This window comes from Microcoleus sp. C2D2, from assembly GCF_036702495.1.
GTDB lineage: Bacteria > Cyanobacteriota > Cyanobacteriia > Cyanobacteriales > Microcoleaceae > Microcoleus.
Genome location: NZ_JAUBTO010000133.1, coordinates 1 through 23570, shown reverse-complemented (window position 1 = coordinate 23570; position 23570 = coordinate 1). Strand labels below are relative to the sequence as shown.

Genomic DNA, 23570 nt, shown 5'->3' with positions numbered 1-23570 from the left:
TATCCTCGAATGCAGGAACCTCGCTCTGTCTTGAAAGCTAAACTGCGGGCGTGATTAAGCCTTTTTCAGTGCCATTGGACTAAAGTCCTCACTACGAACCAATTTGATTGCGGTCGATTGAGGGTACATAATATTAGCTATATCCCCGCCGTAGGGACACCGGATCCGGCGGTTGTCCCTACTTCATAAACTGGGAATACGCTGTAAATTGTTGGCACTCATCCAATCTCGACCTGTCAAGGTGGTGAAAAAGTGGCTCAAACACTTGAAATCTCTGCTTCGGGCGATCGACAAATCTTCTCCATTTGATAGACAATTAATAATAAATAACATCTCAAGAATAATGCTCAACGGTTACGACGCAAACACGTTGACTACACCTTGACAGCTCGGGTTATCCAAGCCTTGCGTTTGAGGACTAAAGTGCTCAGTAGAGACTTAAATATTTATTTTAATTTGAGTGGATTTTTTTTCAAGATCGAGCGAACCCAAATAGCGAGATTTTTGAAATTAATTAGTTCCGGCTAGAAATTAGCACAATTAAATTCTCCTAGGAGCATTTTTTTGAGCGACAAGTTAATATTTATCTAGCCTGAGGACTGAAGAAAGCTGATTAATTTTTTTCATGAAAATTTGACATTTTTATCGATTCCAAAGATTCTTGCCTCACGCGACCCGCCATTGCAGCTAACTGCAAGCTCATAAAAGCATTCAAATCTTCCAAATCACACTTAGCTGAGGAAAAAATCTGCTGCATTTCATGTTCGGCTTCCCAACTAAGATATCCAGCGGCAATAGCTTGTTTTACAACTTCACGAATCTGCATCATAGAAATGTCCCTTACTAATTTGAACAGATCAAAAGCCAACTAATTACTAACAGGAAGTTTCCGATCGCGTCTCGCCAAAGATTTCAAATTGTTTCAGCTCGCGAGATTCTTGTTTCACCAAACCGGACATAGCTGCTAGTTGCAAAGCCATAAAAGCATTTAAGTCTTCCAAGTCATACTTCGTGGTAGTTAACATCCGCCGCAGTTGATTTTCTGCTTCAATAGTTAGATAGCCTAGAGCGAGAGCTTGTTGGGCGAGGTCGCGAATCAGTACCATAACATTTCTGCGCTTTATTGTTTGACGCCTCAGTATCAAACGTTTTAACTGTACTTGCAGTGACGGCTATTGCTCGATTTGTGTGACATTTTTAGGGGGCAGGGGTGACAGCGGGAGTCGCATAGTGTGACTAAGTATTTAGACTGGTGTGACGGCGATCACGCGGGGGATGGGAGAGTCCAAGTGTCCGAGTGTCCGAGTGTCCCAGCCCTCGCGCCCTCGCGCCCTCGCGCGACAGAGTGGAAAAATCTTCAAGGAATATCTGACTAATGACCAATGACTGATGACTACTGCCTTATACCTTCAGAAGACGCTCAGCGTCTATAATCAGCAAGTTAAATATTTACGGCCAGACATATGGAACTAGCTCATAAAGATTTGTTACAACAAATAGCCAGACTATCGGAAACATATGCTAATTTGGCCGATCGCCTGTCAATGGCAGCAAAACAACTGCAAGACTCCGGCCTTCCTCCCTCCGACAGCTTGCTTGAAGAAGTCGCAGCCTACAGCCGCAACTTTGCGGCTGTGCAAAAACAAGCTCTCGAAGCGAACAACTCGGTCATCGCCCCAGGGGAAATTACTTCCCTCAAAGACATTCAAAACTTAGTCGAGACTGCAGCAGCTTCCGAAGGTAAAGCATCCATCCGCGACGCAGCATTGAAAGTGATCGATCGAGTATTGGCGATCGCCCACCGCGAACAAAGCGACTTCACACCCTTACAATCAGTTCATGCCAAAGCCCGCGAACTGCACCGCGCGATTTCCGAATCAACCCCAACTCAACTCCATTCCGACGCAGAATCCTTAGTCAGTGGCAAACACCCAGTTTCCGCAGTGCTGGCCTTGGTGGAACAGCAAGACAAATTAGACGACGAACAGTGGGTAATCCTCGAAGAAACAGTCAGCGCCGCTTTTGGCAAACAATTAGCCGTCGCCATTTCCAGAGGCAAATTAACCATTGCTGAGATGGTAAAAGCAGCACCTGCTAAAGTCGAACCCGGATCGAAAGCAGCGCCCCAAGAAAAAATCAGCGCCGAACCCTTGCCAGAAGTGATTATCATCCCGTCGGGAAATGTGGCGCCGAAACAAGTTGCAGTGGCGCCACCGATCCAGATTTTGGAATCCCCCGCACCTTCGGCCCCCATGCACGAGGTGATTATTGTTCCCAGCGTGGAAGTACCTAAGTCCCTCCCGACAACGGGTTCGGGGAACATTGTCTTTGGGGCACCTCGGGACATTCAACAAGCGGTGGCAGTAGAGGGCGCTTTGGGAATCAAAGTTTTAGTGCACATTCAGGGAATTGGCGATCGAACTTTCGGTTCTCAAGAATACGCGGGTTCTAAGGGTCAAGGGCGGCGCGTCGAAGGATTTCAAATTAATATCGATCCGCCAATTCCCGGCTTAAATGTCGAGTACATGGCTCACGTCGAAGGTGTTGGCGACACTCCTTGGCTCAGCGAGGGAGAATTGGCGGGTTTTCGGGGTCAATCGAAACGAATTGAAGGATTTGCGGTGCGGTTGAGCGGGCCGCAAGCTGATAAATACGACGTATTTTATAGCGCTCACATTCAGAATATCGGCGATACCGACGTGTCCTCCAACGGCGAATATTGCGGCACTCGCGGCAAAGCATTGAGAATAGAGGGTATCAAAGTTTGGATCGCGCCGTCTGCGAGTTCCCAAACAGTGGCGCCTGTGGGTTTAAAAGTGTTGGCGCACATTCAAGGAATTGGGGATCGAACTTTTAGCGATCGAGAATATGCAGGCACTAAAGCTCAAGGCCGCCGCGTCGAAGGATTTCAAATTAAAATAGAGCCTCCCGTTCCCGGTTTAAATTTGCAGTACATGGCTCACGTTGAAGGAGTTGGCGATACTGCTTGGATCTCGGAAGGCGAGTTGGCCGGTTTCCGGGGTCAAGCTAAGCGCATTGAGGGATTTGCCGCGCGACTGACTGGACCGCAAGCTGATAAGTATGATGTATTTTATACGGCTCACATTCAAAATGTGGGCGATACTCCTGTTACTGCTAACGGCCAATATTGCGGCACTCGCGGCAAAGGTTTGAGGGTAGAGGGGGTGACGATTTGGGTTGAGCCGAAAGCGTAAAAATTGAGAATGAATGGAAAATTTTAAATTGCCTTTTCCATTCATTTTGTGTGGTTATATCATGTTGGATTGGTAGGTTTTTGTATAATTTGCGCGATGGTAGGGGCGCATTTTACCAACCATCTACGCCAAAAACAATAATCCCATAAACCCGCCCCTAAACGGTAAACCTCAATGTACATTCTTTCCTTTGATAAAAGTCAAGGTTGATATAGGTTATTAGTTGTGGGGAGCCGGTTTATGAGATTGTTTGTGTGGGTCAAAGATTATTGGTAAAACCCGCCCCTACAGCATCAAAAACACTTGCACAATTTATATAAATTCCGGTAGCATCGGAATAGTAAAATCCAGTCAACAGTCAACAATCACCGATGTTAGAACCGGACTCGATCTAATTCATCTGCGTTAATCTGTGTTAATCTGCCCTCATCTGCGGTAAAAAAAAGAGAATTTGTTAACTGCAGATGACAAGGGATTGACGCTGATTCACGCAGATGAATAGATGAGAGATATCAATAATTCCCATGCTAACAGATTCGTTTCCCAATTGCGGATTGTTTGGATTATCTCGAACCAAGCTAAAATTAACATTCAGAGGACGATCGCAGCAATAAAGTATCCCAGAGCTTTCATTAAAGTTGAGGTTTGCTATATCTAATCTAGGGTGGCATTTGAAGGCAGACAGGATGAAAACCATTGCTATTGAGTGCGGATTTCCACCTGCTAGAACCGTCGTTATTTGGTAAATTGAGGACTAAAGTCTTCACTAAAACTATGGCAACATGGCATCACTTACCCTTCCAAAGCTGCCAACAGACACAGCAACAAAGCCTCCGTCCATTCGACTACAGCACCGTAAGTATCGCCCGTGTGGCCGCCCAAACGGTGGTTAAACCAGGCTCCGGCAAAAATTCCGATCGCACTTCCCCCCAAAGCCATCCCCGCCGCCAACAGCCACCGATCGCCCTCCAAGACAACTTGCACCACGCTCAAACTCAGCAGCAACAGCACTCCGGGGATAAAATCAAAAGGAGAATAAATCGATTCTTTGTGAAAAGCTCCCTTACCCTCGGCCCGGAGATAGGGATAGCGGGCGATCGCCACCAGTTGGGCCCACCTCCCCCAACCCGCCACACCCATCAAAGCCAGCCACCGATAGTTATTCAAGTCCGAGAGAGCGGCAGTTTTCAGCAGCACGATCGCGATCGCAGCCATCGCTCCAAAAGCCCCTGTAACGCTGTCCCGCATGACTTCCAGCCTGCGTACCGGGTCGGGTACAGCCAGCCCGTCCGCCGCGTCCATGGCCCCGTCTAAGTGCAGCCCGCCAGTCACCGCGATGCCCAAGACTACCACCAAGGCCGATCGAGTCAGAGCAGGCATTCCCAACAACTGCAGCCCAACATCCGCCAGGCCCAGCATCCCCCCAATCAAAAGCCCGATCGCCGGTGCCAAGCGAGCAATGCCCCGAAACTCCAAAGTCCAAGACATCGGTACTGGCAAACAAGTATAAAAAGCGACTGCGGCTGCGATGGCAGCACCTTGATTCCGGAAAAAGTCAATCGTAGACCGAACCAATTTATCATCCACCATAAGATTGAAAGTTTTTCATCTGGTATGCAGTTGTCAATCCCTTAGCGTGTGCCAGAATTGGAGCTGTAACACCCTAGTCCTTTGGATTGGGCATTCCTCCTGTCGCCCGCTCTTTTCCCCGGAAAACCTCTGCCGACAGCGAGCCCGAAGCTCCCTATCTAAAATGACTAAACTCAAGATCCGCGTTTCCCGTACCAAGAATTCTAGCTAACTCCCTGATTTCCAAGACGGGAACATACTACAACAGAGGCTTTTACTCCATGAGTCACGACCAATTAAATAACAGGGTAGTTGCTCCTTGCATCATCGATACAGGGATTGTCGTCAACAAACGCGATATCAAAAGATTGCTGTTTGATTTAGGACGTGTCCGCTACCTTCACATACAAGATGGCCAGATTTACAGCGAAGGGGAAGGGTATGTGCTCGAAGTCTTCGCCAACCCCCATCGTTCTACCCTGATTGCCAACCATGCGCTTTATTTGAACGTGTATAGTTTTGATTACCTGGAACTGAAACAGTCCCCTGAAGATGGTGCTTATTTTGACTTGATTCAAGACGGACGGCAGTTGCGCTTAATTCCCCTCTCCAATCCTTTGCAAGAGCAAGTCGCCCGGAATTTAAATGCTGCGGCTTTGGATGCGGTTGTCGATCAGGTACTCTCCGGCAACTGGGATCTGCAATTGGATGAGGATGATTCCCCGTTTTAATCGTCAGTCAGTCGATTTTAGATTTTAGATTTTAGATTTACTCGCAGCTTTGAATCTGGGAAGTAGAACTAAGGTCTAAAATTTTTTGCCCTCCACGACGATTGTCGGAAACTTGTCTCCGTTTTTGGGCGGGGTCATGGTTTTTTTTGTCGCGATGTCATCAACAATAGATTAGATAACACGGACGGCCGAGTAGCGGTTAACGATCGTCGGGGACTAATGACTGAAGACAAGACGGGATTTTCTTTTAAATGTCAAGCTAATTGCAGCCATACCCAAGCGCGTGCAGGGGTTTTTGCCACTCCCCACGGTGTTGTGGAAACGCCTAAATTTATGCCAGTGGGGACGCTAGCTAATGTCAAAACCTTGACACCGGCACATCTTGAGGCGGCGGGTTCTCAAATGGTTTTGGCAAATACTTATCACTTGCACTTGCAGCCGGGGGAAGCGATTGTCGCAGGCGCCGGCGGATTGCATAAATTCATGGCTTGGCCGGGCCCGATGCTGACGGATTCCGGAGGCTTTCAGGTGTTTAGCTTGAGCCAAATGCGGACTATTTCGGAGAATGGGGTGACTTTTCGCTCTCCCCGCGATGGCCGCATGATTAATTTGACGCCGGAACGATCGATCGAAATTCAGAATCAGTTGGGCGCCGATGTGATTATGGCCTTTGACGAGTGCCCCCCTTACCCCGCTACGCGGGAGGAGGTGGAGGCGGCAACAAATCGCACTTACCGCTGGCTGCAACGCTGCATTCAAGCTCACTCGCGTCCGGATCAAGCTTTGTTCGGGATCGTGCAGGGGGGCGTTTTCCCCGATTTGCGATCGCGCGCGGCGAACCAGTTGGTAGATTTGGATTTGCCCGGTTACGCCATCGGCGGGGTTAGCGTCGGGGAATCGGGGGATTTGATCGCGGAGATTGTGAAGGTGACAGCGCCCCTGTTGCCGCCAAATAAACCGCGTTATTTGATGGGGATTGGGACTTATCGGGAAATGGCGCTGGCGGTGGCGAGTGGCGTAGATATGTTTGACTGCGTGATTCCGACTCGGCTGGCCCGCCACGGGACGGCTTTTGTGGGTGGGGAACGCTGGAATTTGAAAAATGCTCGGTTCCGGGAGGATTTTGCTCCGCTGGATGAGTCTTGTCCTTGTTATACCTGCCAAAAATTCAGTCGGGCTTATTTGGCCCATTTGGCGCGGGCTAACGAAGTGCTGGGGTATACTTTGCTGGCGATTCACAATGTCACGGAGTTGATTCGCTTTACAGGGAGGATGCGGGAGGCGATTTTGGCCGATCGATTTACTGAAGAGTTTGCCGGCTGGCTCGCACCAAGAGTCGATCGATTATGATTGCCTGCGGTGAAGATATGCGACAATTATGAAAATTGTGTTGGATAGGTAGGTTGATTCATGGAAGCTGCATTACTCTTAGCAAAACTGCCCGAAGCTTATTCGATTTTTGAGCCTTTGGTTAATGTTTTGCCGGTCATTCCCGTGTTTTTCTTGCTGCTGGCTTTTGTTTGGCAGGCGGCTGTAGGATTCAGATAAGTTTGATTTCATTAAAAACAGGGGCAATTTACAAATCGCCCCTGTTTTTAGCTATTAAGTTTTTTCCTTCTGCCGAATGCCTTCTGCCCTCGGACTTCTGAGTCCTGACTCACGATCGATAATTCATCGGTGTATCCGTGGCAAAATCCCTGTAGTGCCTTCCCTCAGCTACCGCCCATCGCACTTTTGAATGCCGGTCTTTCTGAGATCCGCTTGATGTAATCTACAACGGCCGGATAAGGAGTAAGGTCTAGTTTTAGCATCATTGGAATGTAGGCTAAAATTGACCCGACTGCTGCGTCGGCGACACCGAATTCATCGCCCATTAAAAACGGCTGTTTCTCGAAGATTTCATTTAACGGTTTTAACAAGCGGGGAGTTTCGCGATCGCGAGTTGCTTCTGTAAATATTCCCGGCCCCAACGTAGCGTTAGCAAACGTGACCCACTGCACGATTTCAGCTTGCTGCTCCAAAGTCTCGGGCATTTTACCATATTTTTGAGCTAAATACAGCAGAATTGCGCCGGATTCCCAAAGTTTGAAATCTCCGTCAACAATTGCCGGTACTTTGCCGATCGGGTTAATTGCGAGATACTCTGGCTGCAAGTGTGCCCCTGCTTGCATATCCAGCATCACGAATTCGTAGGGAACCGCTATTTCTTCTAGATACCACTTGACTATTGACGCCCTGCTGCGGGCTCCGCCGTAAAGTTTCAGCACGGAATTTTTATCCTTTAACGCAATATTATTATTATTATTGTAGCATTTGGGAATTGGGAATTGGGAATTGGAGCCACCCGAGACTCTGATGTCACTGTTCGACTAATGACTACTGACTACTGACTAAGGACTAAGGACTAATGACTACTGACTAAGGACTAATGACCGATAACTAATGGCAATTCTGTCAAGTGCAGAAACAAGATTCTGCTGCCAATAAAAATCAAAATTGCTCCGCCCAATATCTCAATTTTATTAGCAAACAAGTTACCGCACTTGTGTCCGATAAACACGCCTGCAAAGGCTAAAAAGAAAGTAATAAATCCGATCGCAGTCACCGCAAGAGCAATAGAATCTTTCAGGACAGCAAATCCCAGACCAACTGCGAGGGCATCGATACTCGTCGCCACCGACAGCGTTATCAAAGTCCCCGTATCTAAGGGATTAAACTTTTTCTCGCATTCTTCGCTTTGCAGCGATTCGTAAATCATTCTACCGCCAATGAAACTCAAAAGCCCAAAAGCTATCCAATGGTCGATCGGTGTTATCAAAAAACTAAAACTAAGACCGATCAACCATCCTATGACGGGCATTAAAGCTTGAAAGACTCCGAAAAATAAGGCGATTTTTAAAGCTTTATTCACCTTCATGTGTTTGATTGCTAAACCGCTGGAAACAGCGACAGCAAAAGCATCTGCTGCTAGTCCCAAGGAAAGTAAGATGGTAGTGGCTGCATCCATTTTTGTAAAGTCTTAGGTGTTATAAATAAAGTGTTTTTCTTGACATTTTTATTTTACACTAAACTTTTATAAAATTGCGTTTTTCTCATATTTCTTTCATTTTTAGCTCACATTTATTTCACAATTGGCGGTTGAAAAAATCGGCGCTTAGCTGTATTATGTAAAAGATTATTTATCAAGTAGCAGAACTAACGATGCCGCAATCTAGATTGTACCAGCCACTGCTGCTCAGGTTACTGCACGGGGTTAATGCTGCGATCGCCCTTTTAGCAATTTTGAGCGCATTTGTGGTTTACAACACCTACGATGGGCGGTTGGGCAAAGTCCCCGTGCCTCGGATTGCAGATATTATCGGGATTCACGGCACTTTTGGCAAGATGTTGCTGTTAGGAGTAATGCCGGCTTTTGCATTGTACAGTTTCCATACAGGTCAAAAACGCTTGGTGCAGCCTGATTCTTTTGGAACACTAACGCAGTTGGGAAAACCGCTTTGGTGGTACAGTTTGCACCGGATTGTGAATACGTTGATGTTGCTAGCACTGACTTTTTCGCTCGCTTCTGGCAGTATGGTTAAGGAAGAATGGCTGCCGGCTGGGGAATTGACCCAGGTTTGGTATTATTTGCACGCTTCTGGTTGGGCAGTATTGGTGTTTTGTCTGGCAATGCACTTGTTGATGAGTGCGAAGGTGGGGGGTTTGCCGCTAATTTTGTCGATGTTTGATGCCGCGTATCGCCCGGAGGATTCCCCGGCTGTTTGGTGGAAGAAAATTCGCTCTTTGGTCGATCGCTCTTAATTTGAAAATGAACCGAAATATTTTATTAATTGTTGCGGAAGTCTTGGTAATGGGAGGTTGGTTGTTTGCTGTGGTTGCACCTTTATTATTTTCCTAATCCTATTATATCAAGTTTGGTTGAAAAATCAGGACTAAGGCCAACTGGCACAATGGGTAGTCTGCCCCGGAACCTGACACCCTCGATAATCGTCCAATAACCGAGTCTGACGCACCATACAAGCTGACTTATGTGTGACAGTTGGCCTTAGTCCTAAAAATGATAATCAGGTTTGTAGTGAGGACTTCAGTCGTCCGTTTTATCAGCACTAAAGTCCTTACTACAAACCGACATTAAGCTTTTCGCCGAGCTTGCTGGCCTGATTTGCGACGGGTTTCCCTGGCGGCAAGATGCGATATCAAACGATCGGCAATTTTACCATAAACTCAGCACCGCCCCCAGTTTGAGATTTAATTGGAGATTGAAGCCCAGATTCAACTGTAAGGCTGCCACCGTGCAATTCTACAATAATTTTATAGCAAACCGACAGATCCAATCCGGTAAAATTTTTAAATGATTTAGTATGGTCAAACTGGTCAAATATTCTGTCTTGAGTTTCCGGCCCAATTCGGGAGCCGTTGTGGGCGATCGATACTGCAATAAACCTACCTAGAGAATCCTCGACAATATTTGTTTTAATTGTAATAATTTGAGCAGAGTTTTCAATACTGTTAACAGCATCAATAGCATTGCTGAGGAGACTCGCGAATACCAGGCTCAGTTGACCGGGATAACACAAAATTGGCGGCAGGTTATTGTAGTCCTTGACTACTAATATTTGTGGTTCCATCCGGCTCGCTAGCAACAGCAAAATATTTTCGATACTTTCATTAAGGTTGGCGTGTTCTTTGTTGGGTTCGTCAGGAAGCGAAAATTTCCGCAAAGCAATGACTATCTGGCGAATGCCATCGGCTCCTATTTTCAAAAAATTGAGAATTTGCGGCAACTCTTGGCTGATAAAATCTAGGTCGCAGGCCTCTATTTCTTTGGCAATTCCCGGCACAGGTTCGGGATATTGTTCGCGATAGAGGCGAATGATATTAAGCAAATCTTTGATATAATCGTTGAGGTGAATCAGGCGGCCGTAAATAAAGTTAATCGGGTTATTAATTTCCTGGGCAACTTCGGCGGCAAGTTGACCCACCATTGTTATTTTTTCGCTTTGTACTAAATGCTCTTCGGCTCTTCTAAGTTTGGCGAATACTTCTTCCAAAAGTTTGAGTTCTTCTTGAATTTGCCCGTGGAGTTGGGATTGGGAAATTGCGATCGCCAGCGAGTCTGCAATTGCTTCCAAAACTTCCACCTCGTCGGGAGTCGCAAACCGCCGGTTTGCACAGGCGAACAGATATCCGAGCCGATTAGTCTGAGTTAGTACAGGTACTGCTGCGTAGTGGCTGTTTGTGAGTTCGATATGGGCGCGTTCCTCAGACGCTGTGGCATCAGCGGCAGTGGTTTTATATAGCAGTATTGTTTCACAGCGGTGAAGCCGTGCAGCTAAATCTCCAGATGGCCCTCCTGGAACGCCGAAGATTCCCAAGCCCCCGGGCACACCTTCCCGGCAATATTCCCAGCCAAATTCTAAAGTATCTTGTCGGGGGTCGTACCATCCGAAAATTGCTCGATCGAGCTCCAGCAAAGTACCGAGTTCGTCTACTGTAGTTTGCAGGATGCGATCGAGGTGCAAGGAAGCGCGAATGCGACCGGTCAAGCGGTGGAGAAGGGCTTCTGTGCGAGTGCGAATGCAATTTAGGGCAAACAGCTTGAGTGCCACAATTGCGGAGAACATAGCTGCGGTGGCAAGTACGGCGGCGGCTACAGCTAGTATATTGAAGGGGAGCAGTTCTTTTTCGAGATTGTCGCGGGGAATTACAACGGCGATCGACCATTCAGCTTGTTCTAAAGGAAGATAGGCAACATAAACTCTGGCGTTGTTGATTTGAGTCAGCAAAATGCCCGTTTTTTGATAAACCATCTCCCGAGCTACATTCGTCAAATTAACATCTGCCGACTCTAACAAACTGGGAGCCGGATTGTCGATATTTCCCATTAACCGAGCGTCGGGATGGACAATCGGCACTCCTTGAGAATTGATAATAAAAGCGTAAGTGCCTGCCCCATATTCCAGCTTTCCTACTACTTCGGCAATTCGGTCGATGCTAATGACGCCGTTTATTACTCCGATCGGCTTGGATGCTGTTTTATCTATAGAATTTGCCGAATTTGACCACACCGGAGCCGAAATGGGAACAATACTTTGTTTTTTGAGCGTGCGAGAAATGGTAGGATCTGAAACATATACTTCCCCAGCCATTGCCTTTTTGAAGTGTGAGCGATCGCTGACATTAATCCAGGCTCTGCCGACTTTTGTGGTGAAATAAGAACCGTCGGGAGCGATTAATGCCAAATGCTGGAATTCTTGCAGTCGATTTACTTCCGATTTTAAATAAGGCTCTGCCACTGACCAATCCATCGAACGAACCGGAGGAGTGTTGGCGAGGACTTCGATCTCAGCCTTTCTAGTGCCGATCCAGCGATCGATCTTGTTCGCGCCCTCCCTAACTTCTAACAAAGCATTGCGCTCTAAATTGTTGATAATCAAGCGGCGAACGCTTTGATAGCTCATACAACCAGTGATGCTAGCTGCCAGAATTGCTATGCCCAAAATTAACAGCGCAGTTTTGTAGGGAAGATAGTATTCGCCCTTAAATCCCCCTGGCAATAGTCGAGTTAATTTCCACCACTTAACTCTCGCAAAGCTTCCCATTGTTTGACCAATTTGTGAGATTGAAATCCTCAGCTCACCTGCGATGTACTCCCAGCCTGCCAATAGTCTGAAACTACTAGCATTGAATAATTGCCGGGATTTTTGAATTTTTTCCCGCCAGCAGGTTCACACTGTTAAACTGCAATAAAAAATTCTACTATCTTTTCTAGTAATTAAAAAAATTAATCAACAATTTAAGACTTTTCTTAACAGTCCTTAATAATTTATGTTGACTAGGTGAGGCGCGCAGGGATCGCTCTACGTTGAGATGTTCGGCGTTTGTCTTATCAGGTAAGGTGCACGCGCAGCGGTACAGCCTACTTTGAGATGTTTGGTGTTAGTCTTAATATTGAAATATTAAAAGCTTTTCCTTCATTAATGAATGAAAAGCTCGTTAAATCTTTAATTCACAGGTCGAAACTCACAACTATTTTCCCTGCATCCGCTGGCTGAGGCTCTGCTAAATGGCCCCAGTTGCGCGATTTGTTTAAAGAACCTTGTGAGTGTGTTCGTGCTGTTTCACATTGTCTTCAGTGCGAATGATGCGCTCGGAGTTGAGCACTCTTTTGCGTTCTAAGGAATAAGTAAAGTCGTTGCGAACAGTTCCCAAGGGAATGTGAAGTTGAGCTTGGGGGCGGATTTTGTAAGTGCGGGCAGCGGAGATCGCCCGAAAGCCAAATTCTTCGCTAAACTGAGCTGATGTCGGGATTTCTGGCAACATTTTGGGTGTTTCGCCGTCGAGCACTGCTCCCAAAGTCGTCCCCCAAGCCATTAAATAGGATGTGGGAATTCCTTTGACTATTGCTTCCAAAGCTGCTGAGGGAATAGCTTCGATTACTTGCACTTCAAAAACTTCGCCTTCTTCTTTGATGAAGCAGGTAGCTAAACCGATTGCTATGTAGTCGTCGGTGCAGAGATCCGGAGCGTTGGGATAAACTGTGGCAGTCGTCATAAGAAAAGCTTGGTAGTGTGGAAACCGGGAACGAGAAATTAAGGGATTTGAGATTTGAGATTTTACATTTCTTCCACGGTTTTTTTCGGGGATTTTACGTGGAAAATCTCAAATCGGCTGTTCTAATACCTAAAATTTTTGGGTTAAGCTCCGAAGAGCCGATCGCACGATTGTGTCGATCGTACCACATCAAGGTAGATGCCGGATGATTCGGCAAGGATTCCCCGCCGCCACGACGTTTGCGGGAATATCTTTGACAACCACACTGCCTGCACCGATCGTGCTATTGTCGCCAATAGTGACTCCTGGGCAAATAATAGTGCCACCGCCAATCCAAACATTATTGCCAATATTAATGGAAGCGGCGAGCTCTCGGCCAGAAAGTCTAATTTCCGGATCCGTGGGGTGAAAAGGGGTGTAAATTTGCACCCGGGGCCCGCACAATAAATTTTCGCCAATGTTAACTCGATTGCAGTCGAGAATCACGCAGCCAAAATTCATATACAATCCGTTTCCAGCATAAATATTGCTGCCGTAGTCGCAGTAGAAAGGTGGCTCGATTTCAACTTTCGGCCCGACTGCACCGAACAATTCCGCGATAATTTCTAACCGTTTGTCTGGTTCGTCTTCGCGGGTAGAATTGTAGGTTCTGGCGAGGCGGCGGGCTCGCAGGCGCTCTGAAATCAATTGCTCATCCTCCGCTAAATACAATTCGCCGGCGAGCATTTTTTGTTTTTCGGTTTTTTCCATAAGAATCGGTGGTTGTAACGGCCACTATACAAACTTTCCTCCCTCTGGCTTGAGACTGAAGAATAATTTAGGATGCGCCGAACCGCGACCCTTCTTCGTGTCAACAAACAGGTTAAACGTAATAGCGGTCTGCTGTTTGACTGTTAGGCTTCGATCCCCCGGCGCCTGCTTCGCGTCCGGGGGGAGAAGAGTCGGATCTTTCGTCCCCCTTCTTAAGGGGGATGCGAGGGGGCTCTAGAGTCAGGTAAAACCGATATTTATTAATGGTTCCAGTCTTAAGTTGACACCAAGAAGGGGCGCATCTTACCGCTATAATTAGCGCGTCAAACCATTGTTTGATGTTGCAGCATACATTTAGAGGTCGGGTTTGGACTGCAAACAAACGGCTAAATCCAGGTTGGTTAATTGCTCGTAAGCTCGATCGATCGAGCCTTTGGATCGCAAAAAACCAGTATGGGCAGCGGGGCAAATATATTGCAGAGTGGAGGGCGAAAATCGATCGATAATTGACTTGACGCTGTTAATTTGCCGGGGCCAGTGAAAAGTTTTTGCCGTCTTGAGCGGTACTGGGGCACCTTCTCGGTTGGGGAGCAAGTGTCTGCCCGAAAACAGCACTCCACCGCTACGACTATCATAAAGGCAAGAGGAACCCGGAGAATGGCCTGGACTCCAAAATGCTTTCATTCGATCGCTCAGTGCAAATTCTCGCTCAAAAACCGTCACCTTCAATCCCGGCAGCAAATAAGCTTCCTGCTCTTGAATCAGGATATCGCACCCGGTGGCTTCCTGAATCTCCCGCGCCTTGCCGATAGCGCCGCGGTGGGTGAGAAACAGCAGTCGCACACCGCCGCGCGCGAGCAAAAAGGTTCGGTTAATCTCATCCCAAGCGGGACAATCCACCAGGATGTTCGATTGGTTTTCTACAATGAAATAAGCTGTCGCACCCAGAGTATCTCGGTTAGGCGGGAAAGCAAAGATATTGTCCAGCACGGGCCTGGGTTGTTTGGAGACTGAACTCTGTTGTTTCAAGGAAGTATTTCAGAAGGGAATGGGATAAATATTATGTTCTTTTTACTATGGTTGTTCGTATTGGGGCTGATATCATACTTCTTGTTGCAGAAGGGCACCAGCCGCATCACCCGAACTCCGGTATGGCTGCTGTGGCTGGTAATGATGGCGCCGGCGCTGATTTGGAGCGGTTGGATTTTAGTTAACGGCACGAGCAAAACAGTACCGCCGGAGTTAGTAATTATACCTTTTCTGGTTTGCCCTTTTTTGTATTGGTTTTTGGTACAGTTGGGGCGCAAGAAAATTACCGGCGAAACTGTTGGGCAGGTAGCAGACTCGGAGACTGAACCTGCAAAGCCAAAACCGCCCCTGCGCCCGATAGATGCAGCGGAAGAAGCGAGTTTGCGCAATTGTTTTCCTTGGTCAATATACTTTTTGCGAGATTTAGAATTTCGGCCGCAGGCTGTAATTTGTCGCGGACAGTTGCGCACGAACCCCGAGGCGGCTTATCAGGCAATTCGGGAGAATGTGGAGAGGCTTTTTGGCGATCGCTTTTTAGTAGTATTTCAAAACAGCTTGAGCGGCCAACCTTTTTTTGCCATAGTTCCCAATCCCAGCCACCAATCAGGGGAAACTCCTGTCAAAACCGAATCTGTAACCCGGCCGTTTTTTGCATTAGCTTTGCTTTTGATCGCGGTGTTTACGACTACGCTTGTCGGGGCGCGAATGGTCGGAGTTACTGAACAAGCTTTGCAGTCCAACCCGTCAATATTGCTCCAGGGTTTGCCTTACTCGCTTTCTCTAATTACATTTTTGGGAATTCACGAATCCGGTCACTATTTAGCTGCCCGATTTTACAAAATTCGCACGACTTTGCCTTATTTTATTCCGATTCCTTTTTTCTTGGGAACTTTTGGCGCATTCATTCAAATACGGAGTCCAATTCCCAACCGCCGAGCTTTATTTGATGTTAGCATTGCCGGGCCGCTTGCCGGTTTAGTTGCGACACTGCCATTATTGATTTGGGGTTTGAATCATTCGACTATTGTACCGCTGTCAGACAAGTCGGGAATGTTAAATTTTGAGTCTTTCAAACCCAATTTTTCGCTGCTGATGACTCTCTTGAGCAAGTTAACCTTGGGCGGTGCTTTGAATGCGGAAACTGCGATCGATTTGCATCCGGTAGCGGTGGCGGGTTATTTGGGTTTGATCGTGACGGCGTTTAATTTGATGCCGGTGGGACAACTTGATGGCGGGCACATCGTGCACGCGATGTTCGGCCAGCGAGCGAGTATGGCGATCGGGCAACTTGCTAGACTTTTTATGCTGCTGCTTTCTTTTTTGGAACAGGGTTTGCTGCTGTGGGCGATTATTTTGTTGTTGACGCCACTAAACGACGAACCGGCGCTCAATGATGTCAGCGAATTGGATAATCGGCGGGATTTTTTGGGGTTGCTGGCGATCGGGCTTTTGTTAATTATTCTGTTACCGGCGCCCAGAATACTCCTTGAGTGGTTAAATGTTTAGTCTGAAGAAGGGGAAGGAGGAAGAAGGAAAAGGTTCATAAATCCTAGGGACTTTAGCATTTATCAACCCGCTCTTTCTAGACGCGATCGCGACGAGCGCGGCAAAATACATATTGTAAAAAAATCATAATTAATATTGACATTGAGACCATAGATGTGTTATTTGTTCAGGATAGCCGGATATATTCACCCACTGCAAGTGCGATCGGCTAGATTTGCTAGCTAGTAGCTAGGTAAATTGGGAACTCGATTCAAGGGAATTGGCATTTCAAATTTAATTAAACAGTCCTGAACGCAAAGCCTCTACATATAGCCTTTTGTAGGGGCAATCCCCTCGTGGTTGTATTCATAGGATTGTTACGTCCAGGACGATTGAATGTACCCTAATCCCCTCGTCTTTGGTATAATCAGCAGACTCATTTAATAAAATTCAAATCGAGCTATGAATATTTTTGTACTTTCTTCACGGGCTTTAATCTCAAATGTATTCTGGGACACAGTTTTTGACTTAGAAAATATTGTTGTACGAACCTGCAACGCACAACTTTTGGTCCCATCTGCCCGCGATGTATTCCAGTGGTCATACACACTTTATCCGCTAGCCGGTCGAATAGTCCGTAAAGCTGTTAAGTCTACTACAGGTGTATATAATTTACCACTTTTACCTCAATTGTCGGACAAACCCAATGTTTTACTGATGATTGGGATATCAGGAGCCGATCTGGAACTACTCTCAAGTATACCTAAGTGGAGGGAGAGTTTTGATGTTGTCATCGGTTATATTTTCGATTCTTGGGCACCGGAAATTTATTCAAAAAATGTCTATCATTTAGATCATTTATTCGTTGCACTTCCAGAAGTCATAGATGAACTGAAAAAACGTTTTGGTATACCAGTATCGCTGATCCCTTTTGCTGCTGATGTTCTCGGTGAGGGTTCGTGTCAACTCAAGCGTTCAATAGATTTAACAAGCTTCGGGCGGATACCCTCACAGTATCACACTGTGTTTTTCAATAAATTCAATCAACCTGGTTCCGAACAAATTTACTATAAAACTACGCCCAGAACAGAAGAGCAATTTCCGAAATTGCCTTACGAAATGCGTAAAGACGAGCCAGATAGTCGGCTGCTATTTCACATTCTCAGACATAGCAAAATCACCTTGGCATTTGACACGCTCTATCCCTATCCTGGTATGCGTCAGTTTCCTTACTCGTTTATTACACAGCGTTGGTTTTATGGTACTGCGACTGGCGGTGCGGTAGTTGGGAAGCGTCCAACTACACCTCTAATGGATGAGTTGATGAATTGGGAAGATGCTACAATTGAGTTGCCCGATGACCCGCAAAAAAGTGTTGAATTCATTAATGAACTTTTACAGGACGAGGTGAGGCTTAATTCTATATACAAACGCAACTATGTTGAGAGTTTAGCCCGTCACGATTGCAGGCATCGGATTCAAAGTATGCTGGAAGCTGTGAAAATTCCCCTACCGCAGGGACTGCTGGAAGAATTGTCACAGATAAAGATGATTCATGAAAAAATGGTCAGCCAATTTTAGATTTTGGGTTTTGGATTTGGGATTGGAGAATTACTCACGTCCTGAGTCTGCGAAGGAATGAATCTGGGAGACCCGGGACTAAATTGCTTGATTGCCATGCCAGAGCAGATTGTAGAGAATTAAAAGTGATAGATTTGAAGGGGATTCCGATCGACTTTGCCGTCGATTTATTCACCGCGCTAATTGGCAATACTTTGTTCGCGCTTTCCAGCGGAACGGAGTAGAGACGACTTAGTTTTTTCTAGTGTTAGAAGCAACTTAATCATTTGAAAACCCAGCCAGTCTTTATACGGAATTTTACATCGATTCGTATTGATAAATAAGAAGTCACAGGTATCCATGTCAGGGAACAGGTATGAAAAGGGGATGCAGATAAAACCCAATCTTTTTAACCTGTTGGTAATTTGGTTAACTTCCTCAGTGCTAATAGAACCTGGCACAAAATCGTGAAACTCTATAGTGATCTGCTTAACATTGCAGAGCGTGGCATCGCTAGTTGAGTTAAAAACGGCTTCTTCAGCACCTTCAATATCTATCTTCAACAAATCAACTAACTCGATTCTCTGGTTGTTCAGAAAAGTTTCTAAAGTGATACCATCCACTGATATTTCTCCCTGAAGGCCGTAGACACTAGCAGCTTCCTGACTAATACTGTTACATTCTCGATTATCTGAAGTATATATTTTTAATGGCTCATTTCGGTCTGATATAGCATAATTAAACTTTTTAACTAAGCCATTCTCTGGGAGTTGAGAATACACAGAAGGAACTGCTTCTATGGCGTAACACCTACAATTGAATTCGCGAGTTATCGCTTCGCTAAATTGACCGACATTGGCGCCTAAATCGATAACTAAAGAGTCAGAGTCGAGGATTTTAGAATAAATAGTATGAGTTTTGAGATTGCTCAATCCTGAATGCTTTTGCCAGAAATCGATAGATTTCACTAATAAATTATAAAGTGTCATGAGTGGCGGAATAAATTATGGTTAATACCAACATTCAAAACCATGTGTGCCGACTTAGTGAGGAAAATTAATTAATTGTAACAATACTTTGGTAGGATATACTCTGGCAGCTAAAACCCACAACTTCAAATCGACATGAGCCAGCATTCAGACCGCATTGCCCCTCACGGCGGCATCCTGGTCCACCGCATTGCCACACTAGACCAAAGACAAGAATTTTTCGACAAAGCAGAGTCCCTGCCGCGAGTCCAGCTTTCGGATCGATCGATCTCCGACCTGCAAATGATCGCCATCGGCGCCCTAAGTCCCCTCAAAGGGTTCATGAACGAAGCTGATTATCGATCGGTCGTCAAACAAATGCGCCTCTCCAACGGTCTTCCTTGGTCGGTTCCCATCACCCTCTCGGTAACACAAGCAGTCGCCGACACCCTGAAAGAAGGCACTTTAGTGCGCCTCGACACCCCGGCGGGCGACTTTGCCGGGATCTTGGAACTTGCAGAAAAATACCGCTACAGCAAAGAAGAAGAAGCCCTCAACGTCTACCGTACCGACGACCTCAAACACCCGGGCGTCCAGGTAGTAGACCAATCCGGACCCGTTAACCTCGCAGGCGACGTTTGGCTGCTGGAACGCGAACTAGATGTCCGGTTTCCCCAATACCAAATTGACCCGGCGAAATCGAGAATACTGTTCAAAGAAAAAGGATGGAAAACCATAGTCGGTTTCCAAACCCGAAACCCCATCCACCGGGCCCACGAATACATCCAAAAATGCGCCTTAGAAACAGTAGACGGCTTGTTCCTGCACCCGCTAGTCGGGACGACTAAGGATGACGACATCCCCGCTGACGTGCGGATGCGCTGCTACGAAATTCTCCTAGAAAAATACTATCCAAAAGAGCGCGTAATTTTGGCAATTAATCCGGCGGCGATGCGCTACGCCGGGCCGCGAGAAGCAATTTTTCATGCTTTAATCCGCAAAAACTACGGCTGCACTCACTTTATCGTGGGGCGCGATCATGCTGGAGTTGGCGATTATTACGGCACTTACGATGCCCAACATATTTTTGATGAATTTGAGCCGGGAGAATTGGGAATTGTGCCGATGAAATTCGAGCACGCTTTCTATTGCACGCTGACGGAACAAATGGCTACAACTAAAACAAGCCCAAGCACTCCCGAACAGCGGGTGCATTTGTCGGGAACCAAAGTTCGGGAAATGCTGCGCGCTGGAAAATTGCCGCCGCCGCAGTTTTCTCGGCCGGAAGTCGCGGCAGAATTAGCCAAGGCAATGAATATTTTCAGTTACGAGATTTAAGTCTTGAAGCTTGGTGTTGGCGGCATTCTGAATTGTTTTGAATTTTAACTTTTGAGTTGTAAATTTTAAAGTTTAAACCTAAAACTCAAAAGTTAAAACTTAAAAATTCTCTTAATACTAAACACTCACAACCTAATTAAATCCCCTAAAATTATTCAGGGGAATTTAACTAAAAATTCAAAACTGAAAATTTAAAGTTATTTAAAAATGGGACTCAAGCGGCGGGAATTTTTGCAGCAAGCTGGCCGGGTGCTGGGCGCCATCGGAATCAGCGAGGCCCTGTGGCTGCGGTTGGGCTCGCGCTACCTCCAAGCCTTAGCGCAGCCGACAGCCCGCAAATTGGCTTTGTTGGTAGGCGTTGACAAATATCCAGACTCGCCCCTGCACGGCTGCGTCACGGATGTGGATTTGCAGCGAGAACTGCTGATATATCGGTTTGGGTTTGTGCCGTCTGACATTTTGACTTTGACTGACGCTCAAGCTACGAGGGACAATATCGAGACGGCTTTTGTGACTCACTTGAGCGAACAAGCAAAACCCGGTGATGTGGTAGTTTTTCACTTTAGCGGCTGCGGTAGCCGAGTCAGTTTGGGCGAGTCTCCGGGAATAATGCAAAACAGTTTGGTGCCGGCGGATGATGTTGTGCCGCTGTTAGCAAATCGGGCGGTGAACGATATTTTAGAGGAAACGCTGCTGCTGTTGGTTCGTGAGCTCGCGACAGAAAATGCGATCGCCATCCTCGACACCAGCTACCCCTATCCGGGTTTCCCCAAAAACGGCAACTTTCGCATTCGCTCCCGCCCCCGCCCCACCGTCGGGCAGCCAAGCCTCGCAGAATTAACGTTCGCCGAAGGCCTAAGCTCCCGCCCAAATCTCCGTCCGGACGCCGCCGTACTTGTCGCGGGCGCGAATTCCCAACTCGCCGCGGAACAAGATTGGAACGGATTTACCGCAGGTTTGTTTACCTACGCCCTCACCCAAACTTTGTGGTGGGCAACTCCCGCTAGCAGCTTCAGCGTCTGTTTCAGCCGCGCGGCGGGTAATGTCGAGCAACTGTCGGGGTTATCGCAGCAACCGCAAATTCGCCATCACGATTTAACAGCCGCGCCGGCGGTGAATTTTTCAAATTTAATGTTGAATTCCCCGGCATCTGACGGCGCTGTGACGGCGGTGGAAGATGGCGGCAAAACTGTGCGTTTGTGGCTGGGCGGGTTGTCGCCCGGGGTTTTGGAGTGCTCCGGGGGTTCTGTGTTTGCTTTAGATTCCTCAGCGGGGGATTCCCTGGGGGATAGCTACGCTTCACGGCTTTTGCTGCGGGGACGCACCGGCCTGTCTGCTAAAGCCCAAGTTTTAGACAAGCCCTCACGAACAGACGGGCAACTAACAGTCGGCCAACTGGTGAGGGAAGAAATTCGGGTATTGCCGCGAAACATCGGTTTGACAGTAGCTTTGGACTCGGGTTTGGAACGCATCGAGCGGGTGGACGCCACCAGCGCCTTTGCGACTGTGCCGCAAGTTGTGGCGGTAGGCAGCGAGCAACCCGCTGACTGTCGGTTCGGCAGAGTCCCGGAAACGACTTTAGCCGAAACAGTCTCGCCTCACGAGCCTGCTTTGTCTCAAAGGCGTTACGGTTTGTTTTCTTTGGCTCAAATGCTGATTCCCGATACTCAGGGCGACGGGGGAGAAGCAGTCAAGGTGGCGGTGCAGCGCTTGACTCCGCATTTGAAAGCGCTGCAGGCTGGGAAGTTGCTGCGGCTGACAATCAATGAGGGGTCTTCGCGCCTCAAGGTGCGGGCGGTTCTGGCAACTACCGAACCGCAAGGGCGGGTGGTGGCACAGCGGGAACCGGTGCGGGCCGAAAAATCTTACCGCCTGGAACCGCTGACCGGGGAAAGCGAGAAATCAGCCAACGCTCCTATACTAAGTATGAGCAAAAGCAGCAGCAGTCGGTGCATATTGTATAACGACAGCGATCGCCCGGTTTACTTTGCGGTGTTTTGCTCTGACAGCGCGGGACGGCTGTCAGTGCTCGGCACTGAGGGCAAAGACTCTGTGGCGGGGATGTCGCGGCCGATCGCTCCTGGGGAGAATTTGACCGTGCCGGCGGCTGGGGCGATTGGGTGGGCGGTATCTGGGCCGATCGGGCTTGCGGAAACTGTGATTATATTTAGTGAGAAACCCTTCGCTCAAACTCTGGCTGCAATAGAAGCCGAAATGCAGCAAACGAGGGATGCCCTGCCAATTCGAGTGTTGTTGAATCCTTTAAATGTGGTGCGGGCGGTGCTCGAAGATTTGCACGCCGCTAGCATTCCGGGGGTGCAGAAAGTGGGGATATCGACGGATAATTGGGCTTTGGATGTGAATGTTTGGGCAACTCTGAGTTTTGTTTATCGGGTGGTTTAATTGTTAAAAACTCCTCGCTCATAGTCGGCGATTGAAATCGCTTTTGACCTCAAACTACACAAACGAACTCCACCTACGCGAGACCGAGAAATCCTATCAATTCCGGTTGCACTCCTCCGGAATTGTTGACTGTTGACTGATGACTGTTGACTGTTGACTGATGACTGATGACTAATGACTGTTGACTAATGACTGATGACTGATGACTAATGACTGTTGACTGTTGACTGTTGACTGTAGAAGGAGGGGTGGAAAAACTCAATGGTTGAGTGTTAACTGTTGTTGGTAAAAAAAATAATATGTGGTGAGCGACGGCAGTAAATCACTTTCAGCCAGGGATTTTAGGATGGGTATTGGGAACTCATGGTGCTACAACTTTTCGGTCACTATGGGAGCTAGTTGGCAATTGGAAATGTTACTTTTATATCACAGATGGATGGCCAGTTTACCCCAGGTTTATGACCGATGGAGACCCTATTATCTGTAAAACTTACATGACCAGAGTAGAGGGCGAGAATACGCGACTACGACATTACGCAAGCCAGACTTCATCGCCAGACACATGGCGTATTCTCCAGTCGGGAGAAACGCTCAAACATTCAATCAGGTTAGTAATTCATTATCTTAAGTTTTGGGATGTTCCGGTTCCCTATCCATCGTATCATTTCAATCGCGCTCAAACGAGGCAAATCGGCTAGCCAAAACATCCTTTGACAGCAGTTATCATACCTCAATTCAGCAACGCCAAATTTCTTACACGATCGTCGGCAAAGTGGAATTTGCCCAGTAACAGCCGCTAAAAGTTGATGGGCGATCGCATATATAAGACATAAAAGAGCATGAAAACTCATGAAAACTCATAGCCGATCGCCCCTGATTAATCCCCGGTAGTCATTACTCACAAGTTAAGCTAAAAGCACTATTGTCAATGAGTAAAATTACTCATCTTTTACCTGTTGACCCAATTA

General features: G+C 47.2%; 20 protein-coding genes and 1 pseudogene. 11 read left to right on the top strand and 10 right to left on the bottom strand.

Features of this window, described 5'->3' with window-relative positions:
- Positions 1-613: 613 nt before the first annotated feature.
- A complete protein-coding gene (locus QUB61_RS30385) occupies positions 614-829 on the bottom strand; it encodes a hypothetical protein (protein ID WP_333133712.1) in 216 nt (71 codons plus the stop codon).
- Between the two features lie 46 nt (positions 830-875).
- A complete protein-coding gene (locus QUB61_RS30380) occupies positions 876-1106 on the bottom strand; it encodes a hypothetical protein (RefSeq protein WP_333133713.1) in 231 nt (76 codons plus the stop codon).
- Positions 1107-1463: 357 nt separating this feature from the next.
- On the opposite strand from QUB61_RS30380, the gene QUB61_RS30375 reads away from it, so the two are divergent.
- Complete coding sequence (locus QUB61_RS30375; protein ID WP_333133714.1) at positions 1464-3215, top strand: hypothetical protein; 1752 nt, start codon at positions 1464-1466, stop codon at positions 3213-3215.
- Between the two features lie 502 nt (positions 3216-3717).
- Positions 3718-3873, top strand: a complete 156-nt coding sequence (locus QUB61_RS30370; protein ID WP_333133715.1) for a hypothetical protein — start codon at positions 3718-3720, stop codon at positions 3871-3873.
- A 134-nt stretch (positions 3874-4007) separates the two neighbouring features.
- Here the strand turns inward: QUB61_RS30370 and cobS are convergent, their stop codons facing one another.
- On the bottom strand, positions 4008-4805 hold the full coding sequence (gene cobS / locus QUB61_RS30365) for an adenosylcobinamide-GDP ribazoletransferase (RefSeq protein ID WP_333133716.1): 798 nt from the start codon (positions 4803-4805) through the stop codon (positions 4008-4010).
- Positions 4806-5065: 260 nt separating this feature from the next.
- On the opposite strand from cobS, the gene QUB61_RS30360 reads away from it, so the two are divergent.
- The 3 genes from QUB61_RS30360 (at position 5066) to QUB61_RS30350 (ending at position 7063) form a co-directional block, all read left to right on the top strand.
- Positions 5066-5515 (top strand): hypothetical protein, encoded by a 450-nt coding sequence (locus QUB61_RS30360; RefSeq protein WP_333133717.1) that lies wholly within the window; start codon positions 5066-5068, stop codon positions 5513-5515.
- Positions 5516-5734: 219 nt separating this feature from the next.
- A complete protein-coding gene (gene tgt, locus QUB61_RS30355) occupies positions 5735-6865 on the top strand; it encodes a tRNA guanosine(34) transglycosylase Tgt (protein WP_333133718.1) in 1131 nt (376 codons plus the stop codon).
- Between the two features lie 60 nt (positions 6866-6925).
- The gene (locus QUB61_RS30350; protein WP_006634808.1) at positions 6926-7063 is read left to right on the top strand and encodes a photosystem II reaction center protein K; all 138 of its coding nucleotides are present in this window, start codon (positions 6926-6928) and stop codon (positions 7061-7063) included.
- Between the two features lie 164 nt (positions 7064-7227).
- Here the strand turns inward: QUB61_RS30350 and QUB61_RS30345 are convergent, their stop codons facing one another.
- Together QUB61_RS30345 and QUB61_RS30340 are read right to left on the bottom strand one after the other, a co-directional pair.
- Positions 7228-7782 (bottom strand): glutathione S-transferase family protein, encoded by a 555-nt coding sequence (locus QUB61_RS30345; RefSeq protein ID WP_333133719.1) that lies wholly within the window; start codon positions 7780-7782, stop codon positions 7228-7230.
- A gap of 158 nt (positions 7783-7940) precedes the next feature.
- Positions 7941-8522 carry a manganese efflux pump MntP family protein gene (locus tag QUB61_RS30340; protein ID WP_333133720.1) on the bottom strand — a complete coding sequence of 194 codons (582 nt, stop codon included), beginning with the start codon at positions 8520-8522 and terminating at the stop codon, positions 7941-7943.
- Between the two features lie 194 nt (positions 8523-8716).
- On the opposite strand from QUB61_RS30340, the gene QUB61_RS30335 reads away from it, so the two are divergent.
- Positions 8717-9316: a cytochrome b/b6 domain-containing protein gene (locus QUB61_RS30335; protein WP_333133721.1), complete on the top strand. Its 600-nt coding sequence runs from the start codon at positions 8717-8719 to the stop codon at positions 9314-9316.
- A gap of 395 nt (positions 9317-9711) precedes the next feature.
- On the opposite strand, the gene QUB61_RS30330 is transcribed toward QUB61_RS30335, so the two are convergent.
- The 4 genes from QUB61_RS30330 to QUB61_RS30315 form a co-directional block, all read right to left on the bottom strand.
- Positions 9712-12117: a cache domain-containing protein gene (locus QUB61_RS30330; protein ID WP_333133722.1), complete on the bottom strand. Its 2406-nt coding sequence runs from the start codon at positions 12115-12117 to the stop codon at positions 9712-9714.
- Between the two features lie 487 nt (positions 12118-12604).
- A complete protein-coding gene (locus QUB61_RS30325; protein ID WP_333133723.1) occupies positions 12605-13069 on the bottom strand; it encodes a hypothetical protein in 465 nt (154 codons plus the stop codon).
- 189 nt (positions 13070-13258) lie between these two features.
- Positions 13259-13819, bottom strand: coding sequence for a sugar O-acetyltransferase (locus QUB61_RS30320; RefSeq protein WP_333133724.1), 561 nt, complete (start codon positions 13817-13819; stop codon positions 13259-13261).
- 354 nt (positions 13820-14173) lie between these two features.
- Positions 14174-14848, bottom strand: coding sequence for an MBL fold metallo-hydrolase (locus tag QUB61_RS30315; RefSeq protein ID WP_333133725.1), 675 nt, complete (start codon positions 14846-14848; stop codon positions 14174-14176).
- A 33-nt stretch (positions 14849-14881) separates the two neighbouring features.
- Between QUB61_RS30315 and QUB61_RS30310 the strand changes: the two genes are divergently transcribed.
- Both QUB61_RS30310 and QUB61_RS30305 read left to right on the top strand, forming a co-directional pair.
- Positions 14882-16354 carry a site-2 protease family protein gene (locus tag QUB61_RS30310; protein ID WP_333133726.1) on the top strand — a complete coding sequence of 491 codons (1473 nt, stop codon included), beginning with the start codon at positions 14882-14884 and terminating at the stop codon, positions 16352-16354.
- A 441-nt stretch (positions 16355-16795) separates the two neighbouring features.
- A complete protein-coding gene (locus QUB61_RS30305; protein WP_333133727.1) occupies positions 16796-17914 on the top strand; it encodes a glycosyltransferase in 1119 nt (372 codons plus the stop codon).
- Between the two features lie 179 nt (positions 17915-18093).
- On the opposite strand, the gene QUB61_RS30300 is transcribed toward QUB61_RS30305, so the two are convergent.
- On the bottom strand, positions 18094-18861 hold the full coding sequence (locus QUB61_RS30300; RefSeq protein WP_333133728.1) for an FkbM family methyltransferase: 768 nt from the start codon (positions 18859-18861) through the stop codon (positions 18094-18096).
- Positions 18862-19017: 156 nt separating this feature from the next.
- Between QUB61_RS30300 and sat the strand changes: the two genes are divergently transcribed.
- The 3 genes and pseudogenes from sat to QUB61_RS30285 all read left to right on the top strand — a co-directional run.
- A complete protein-coding gene (gene sat, locus QUB61_RS30295) occupies positions 19018-20199 on the top strand; it encodes a sulfate adenylyltransferase (protein ID WP_333133729.1) in 1182 nt (393 codons plus the stop codon).
- A gap of 207 nt (positions 20200-20406) precedes the next feature.
- Complete coding sequence (locus QUB61_RS30290) at positions 20407-22602, top strand: caspase family protein (protein WP_333133730.1); 2196 nt, start codon at positions 20407-20409, stop codon at positions 22600-22602.
- Positions 22603-22913: 311 nt separating this feature from the next.
- A pseudogene (locus QUB61_RS30285) lies at positions 22914-23300 on the top strand (IS1 family transposase); the annotation flags it as partial.
- Positions 23301-23570 lie beyond the last annotated feature (270 nt).

Excerpts from the sequence above, each read along its gene's own strand:
- QUB61_RS30350 (WP_006634808.1), top strand. The coding sequence starts at position 6,926 with ATGGAAGCTGCATTACTCTTAGCAAAACTGCCCGAAGCTTATTCGATT.
- QUB61_RS30305 (WP_333133727.1), top strand. The coding sequence starts at position 16,796 with ATGAATATTTTTGTACTTTCTTCACGGGCTTTAATCTCAAATGTATTC.
- QUB61_RS30380 (WP_333133713.1), bottom strand. The coding sequence starts at position 1,106 with ATGGTACTGATTCGCGACCTCGCCCAACAAGCTCTCGCTCTAGGCTAT.
- QUB61_RS30310 (WP_333133726.1), top strand. The coding sequence starts at position 14,882 with ATGTTCTTTTTACTATGGTTGTTCGTATTGGGGCTGATATCATACTTC.
- cobS (WP_333133716.1), bottom strand. The coding sequence starts at position 4,805 with ATGGTGGATGATAAATTGGTTCGGTCTACGATTGACTTTTTCCGGAAT.
- QUB61_RS30320 (WP_333133724.1), bottom strand. The coding sequence starts at position 13,819 with ATGGAAAAAACCGAAAAACAAAAAATGCTCGCCGGCGAATTGTATTTA.
- QUB61_RS30385 (WP_333133712.1), bottom strand. The coding sequence starts at position 829 with ATGATGCAGATTCGTGAAGTTGTAAAACAAGCTATTGCCGCTGGATAT.
- sat (WP_333133729.1), top strand. The coding sequence starts at position 19,018 with ATGAGCCAGCATTCAGACCGCATTGCCCCTCACGGCGGCATCCTGGTC.
- QUB61_RS30340 (WP_333133720.1), bottom strand. The coding sequence starts at position 8,522 with ATGGATGCAGCCACTACCATCTTACTTTCCTTGGGACTAGCAGCAGAT.
- tgt (WP_333133718.1), top strand. The coding sequence starts at position 5,735 with ATGACTGAAGACAAGACGGGATTTTCTTTTAAATGTCAAGCTAATTGC.
- QUB61_RS30360 (WP_333133717.1), top strand. The coding sequence starts at position 5,066 with ATGAGTCACGACCAATTAAATAACAGGGTAGTTGCTCCTTGCATCATC.
- QUB61_RS30290 (WP_333133730.1), top strand. The coding sequence starts at position 20,407 with ATGGGACTCAAGCGGCGGGAATTTTTGCAGCAAGCTGGCCGGGTGCTG.
- QUB61_RS30335 (WP_333133721.1), top strand. The coding sequence starts at position 8,717 with ATGCCGCAATCTAGATTGTACCAGCCACTGCTGCTCAGGTTACTGCAC.
- QUB61_RS30325 (WP_333133723.1), bottom strand. The coding sequence starts at position 13,069 with ATGACGACTGCCACAGTTTATCCCAACGCTCCGGATCTCTGCACCGAC.
- QUB61_RS30370 (WP_333133715.1), top strand. The coding sequence starts at position 3,718 with ATGAGAGATATCAATAATTCCCATGCTAACAGATTCGTTTCCCAATTG.
- QUB61_RS30375 (WP_333133714.1), top strand. The coding sequence starts at position 1,464 with ATGGAACTAGCTCATAAAGATTTGTTACAACAAATAGCCAGACTATCG.
- QUB61_RS30330 (WP_333133722.1), bottom strand. The coding sequence starts at position 12,117 with ATGGGAAGCTTTGCGAGAGTTAAGTGGTGGAAATTAACTCGACTATTG.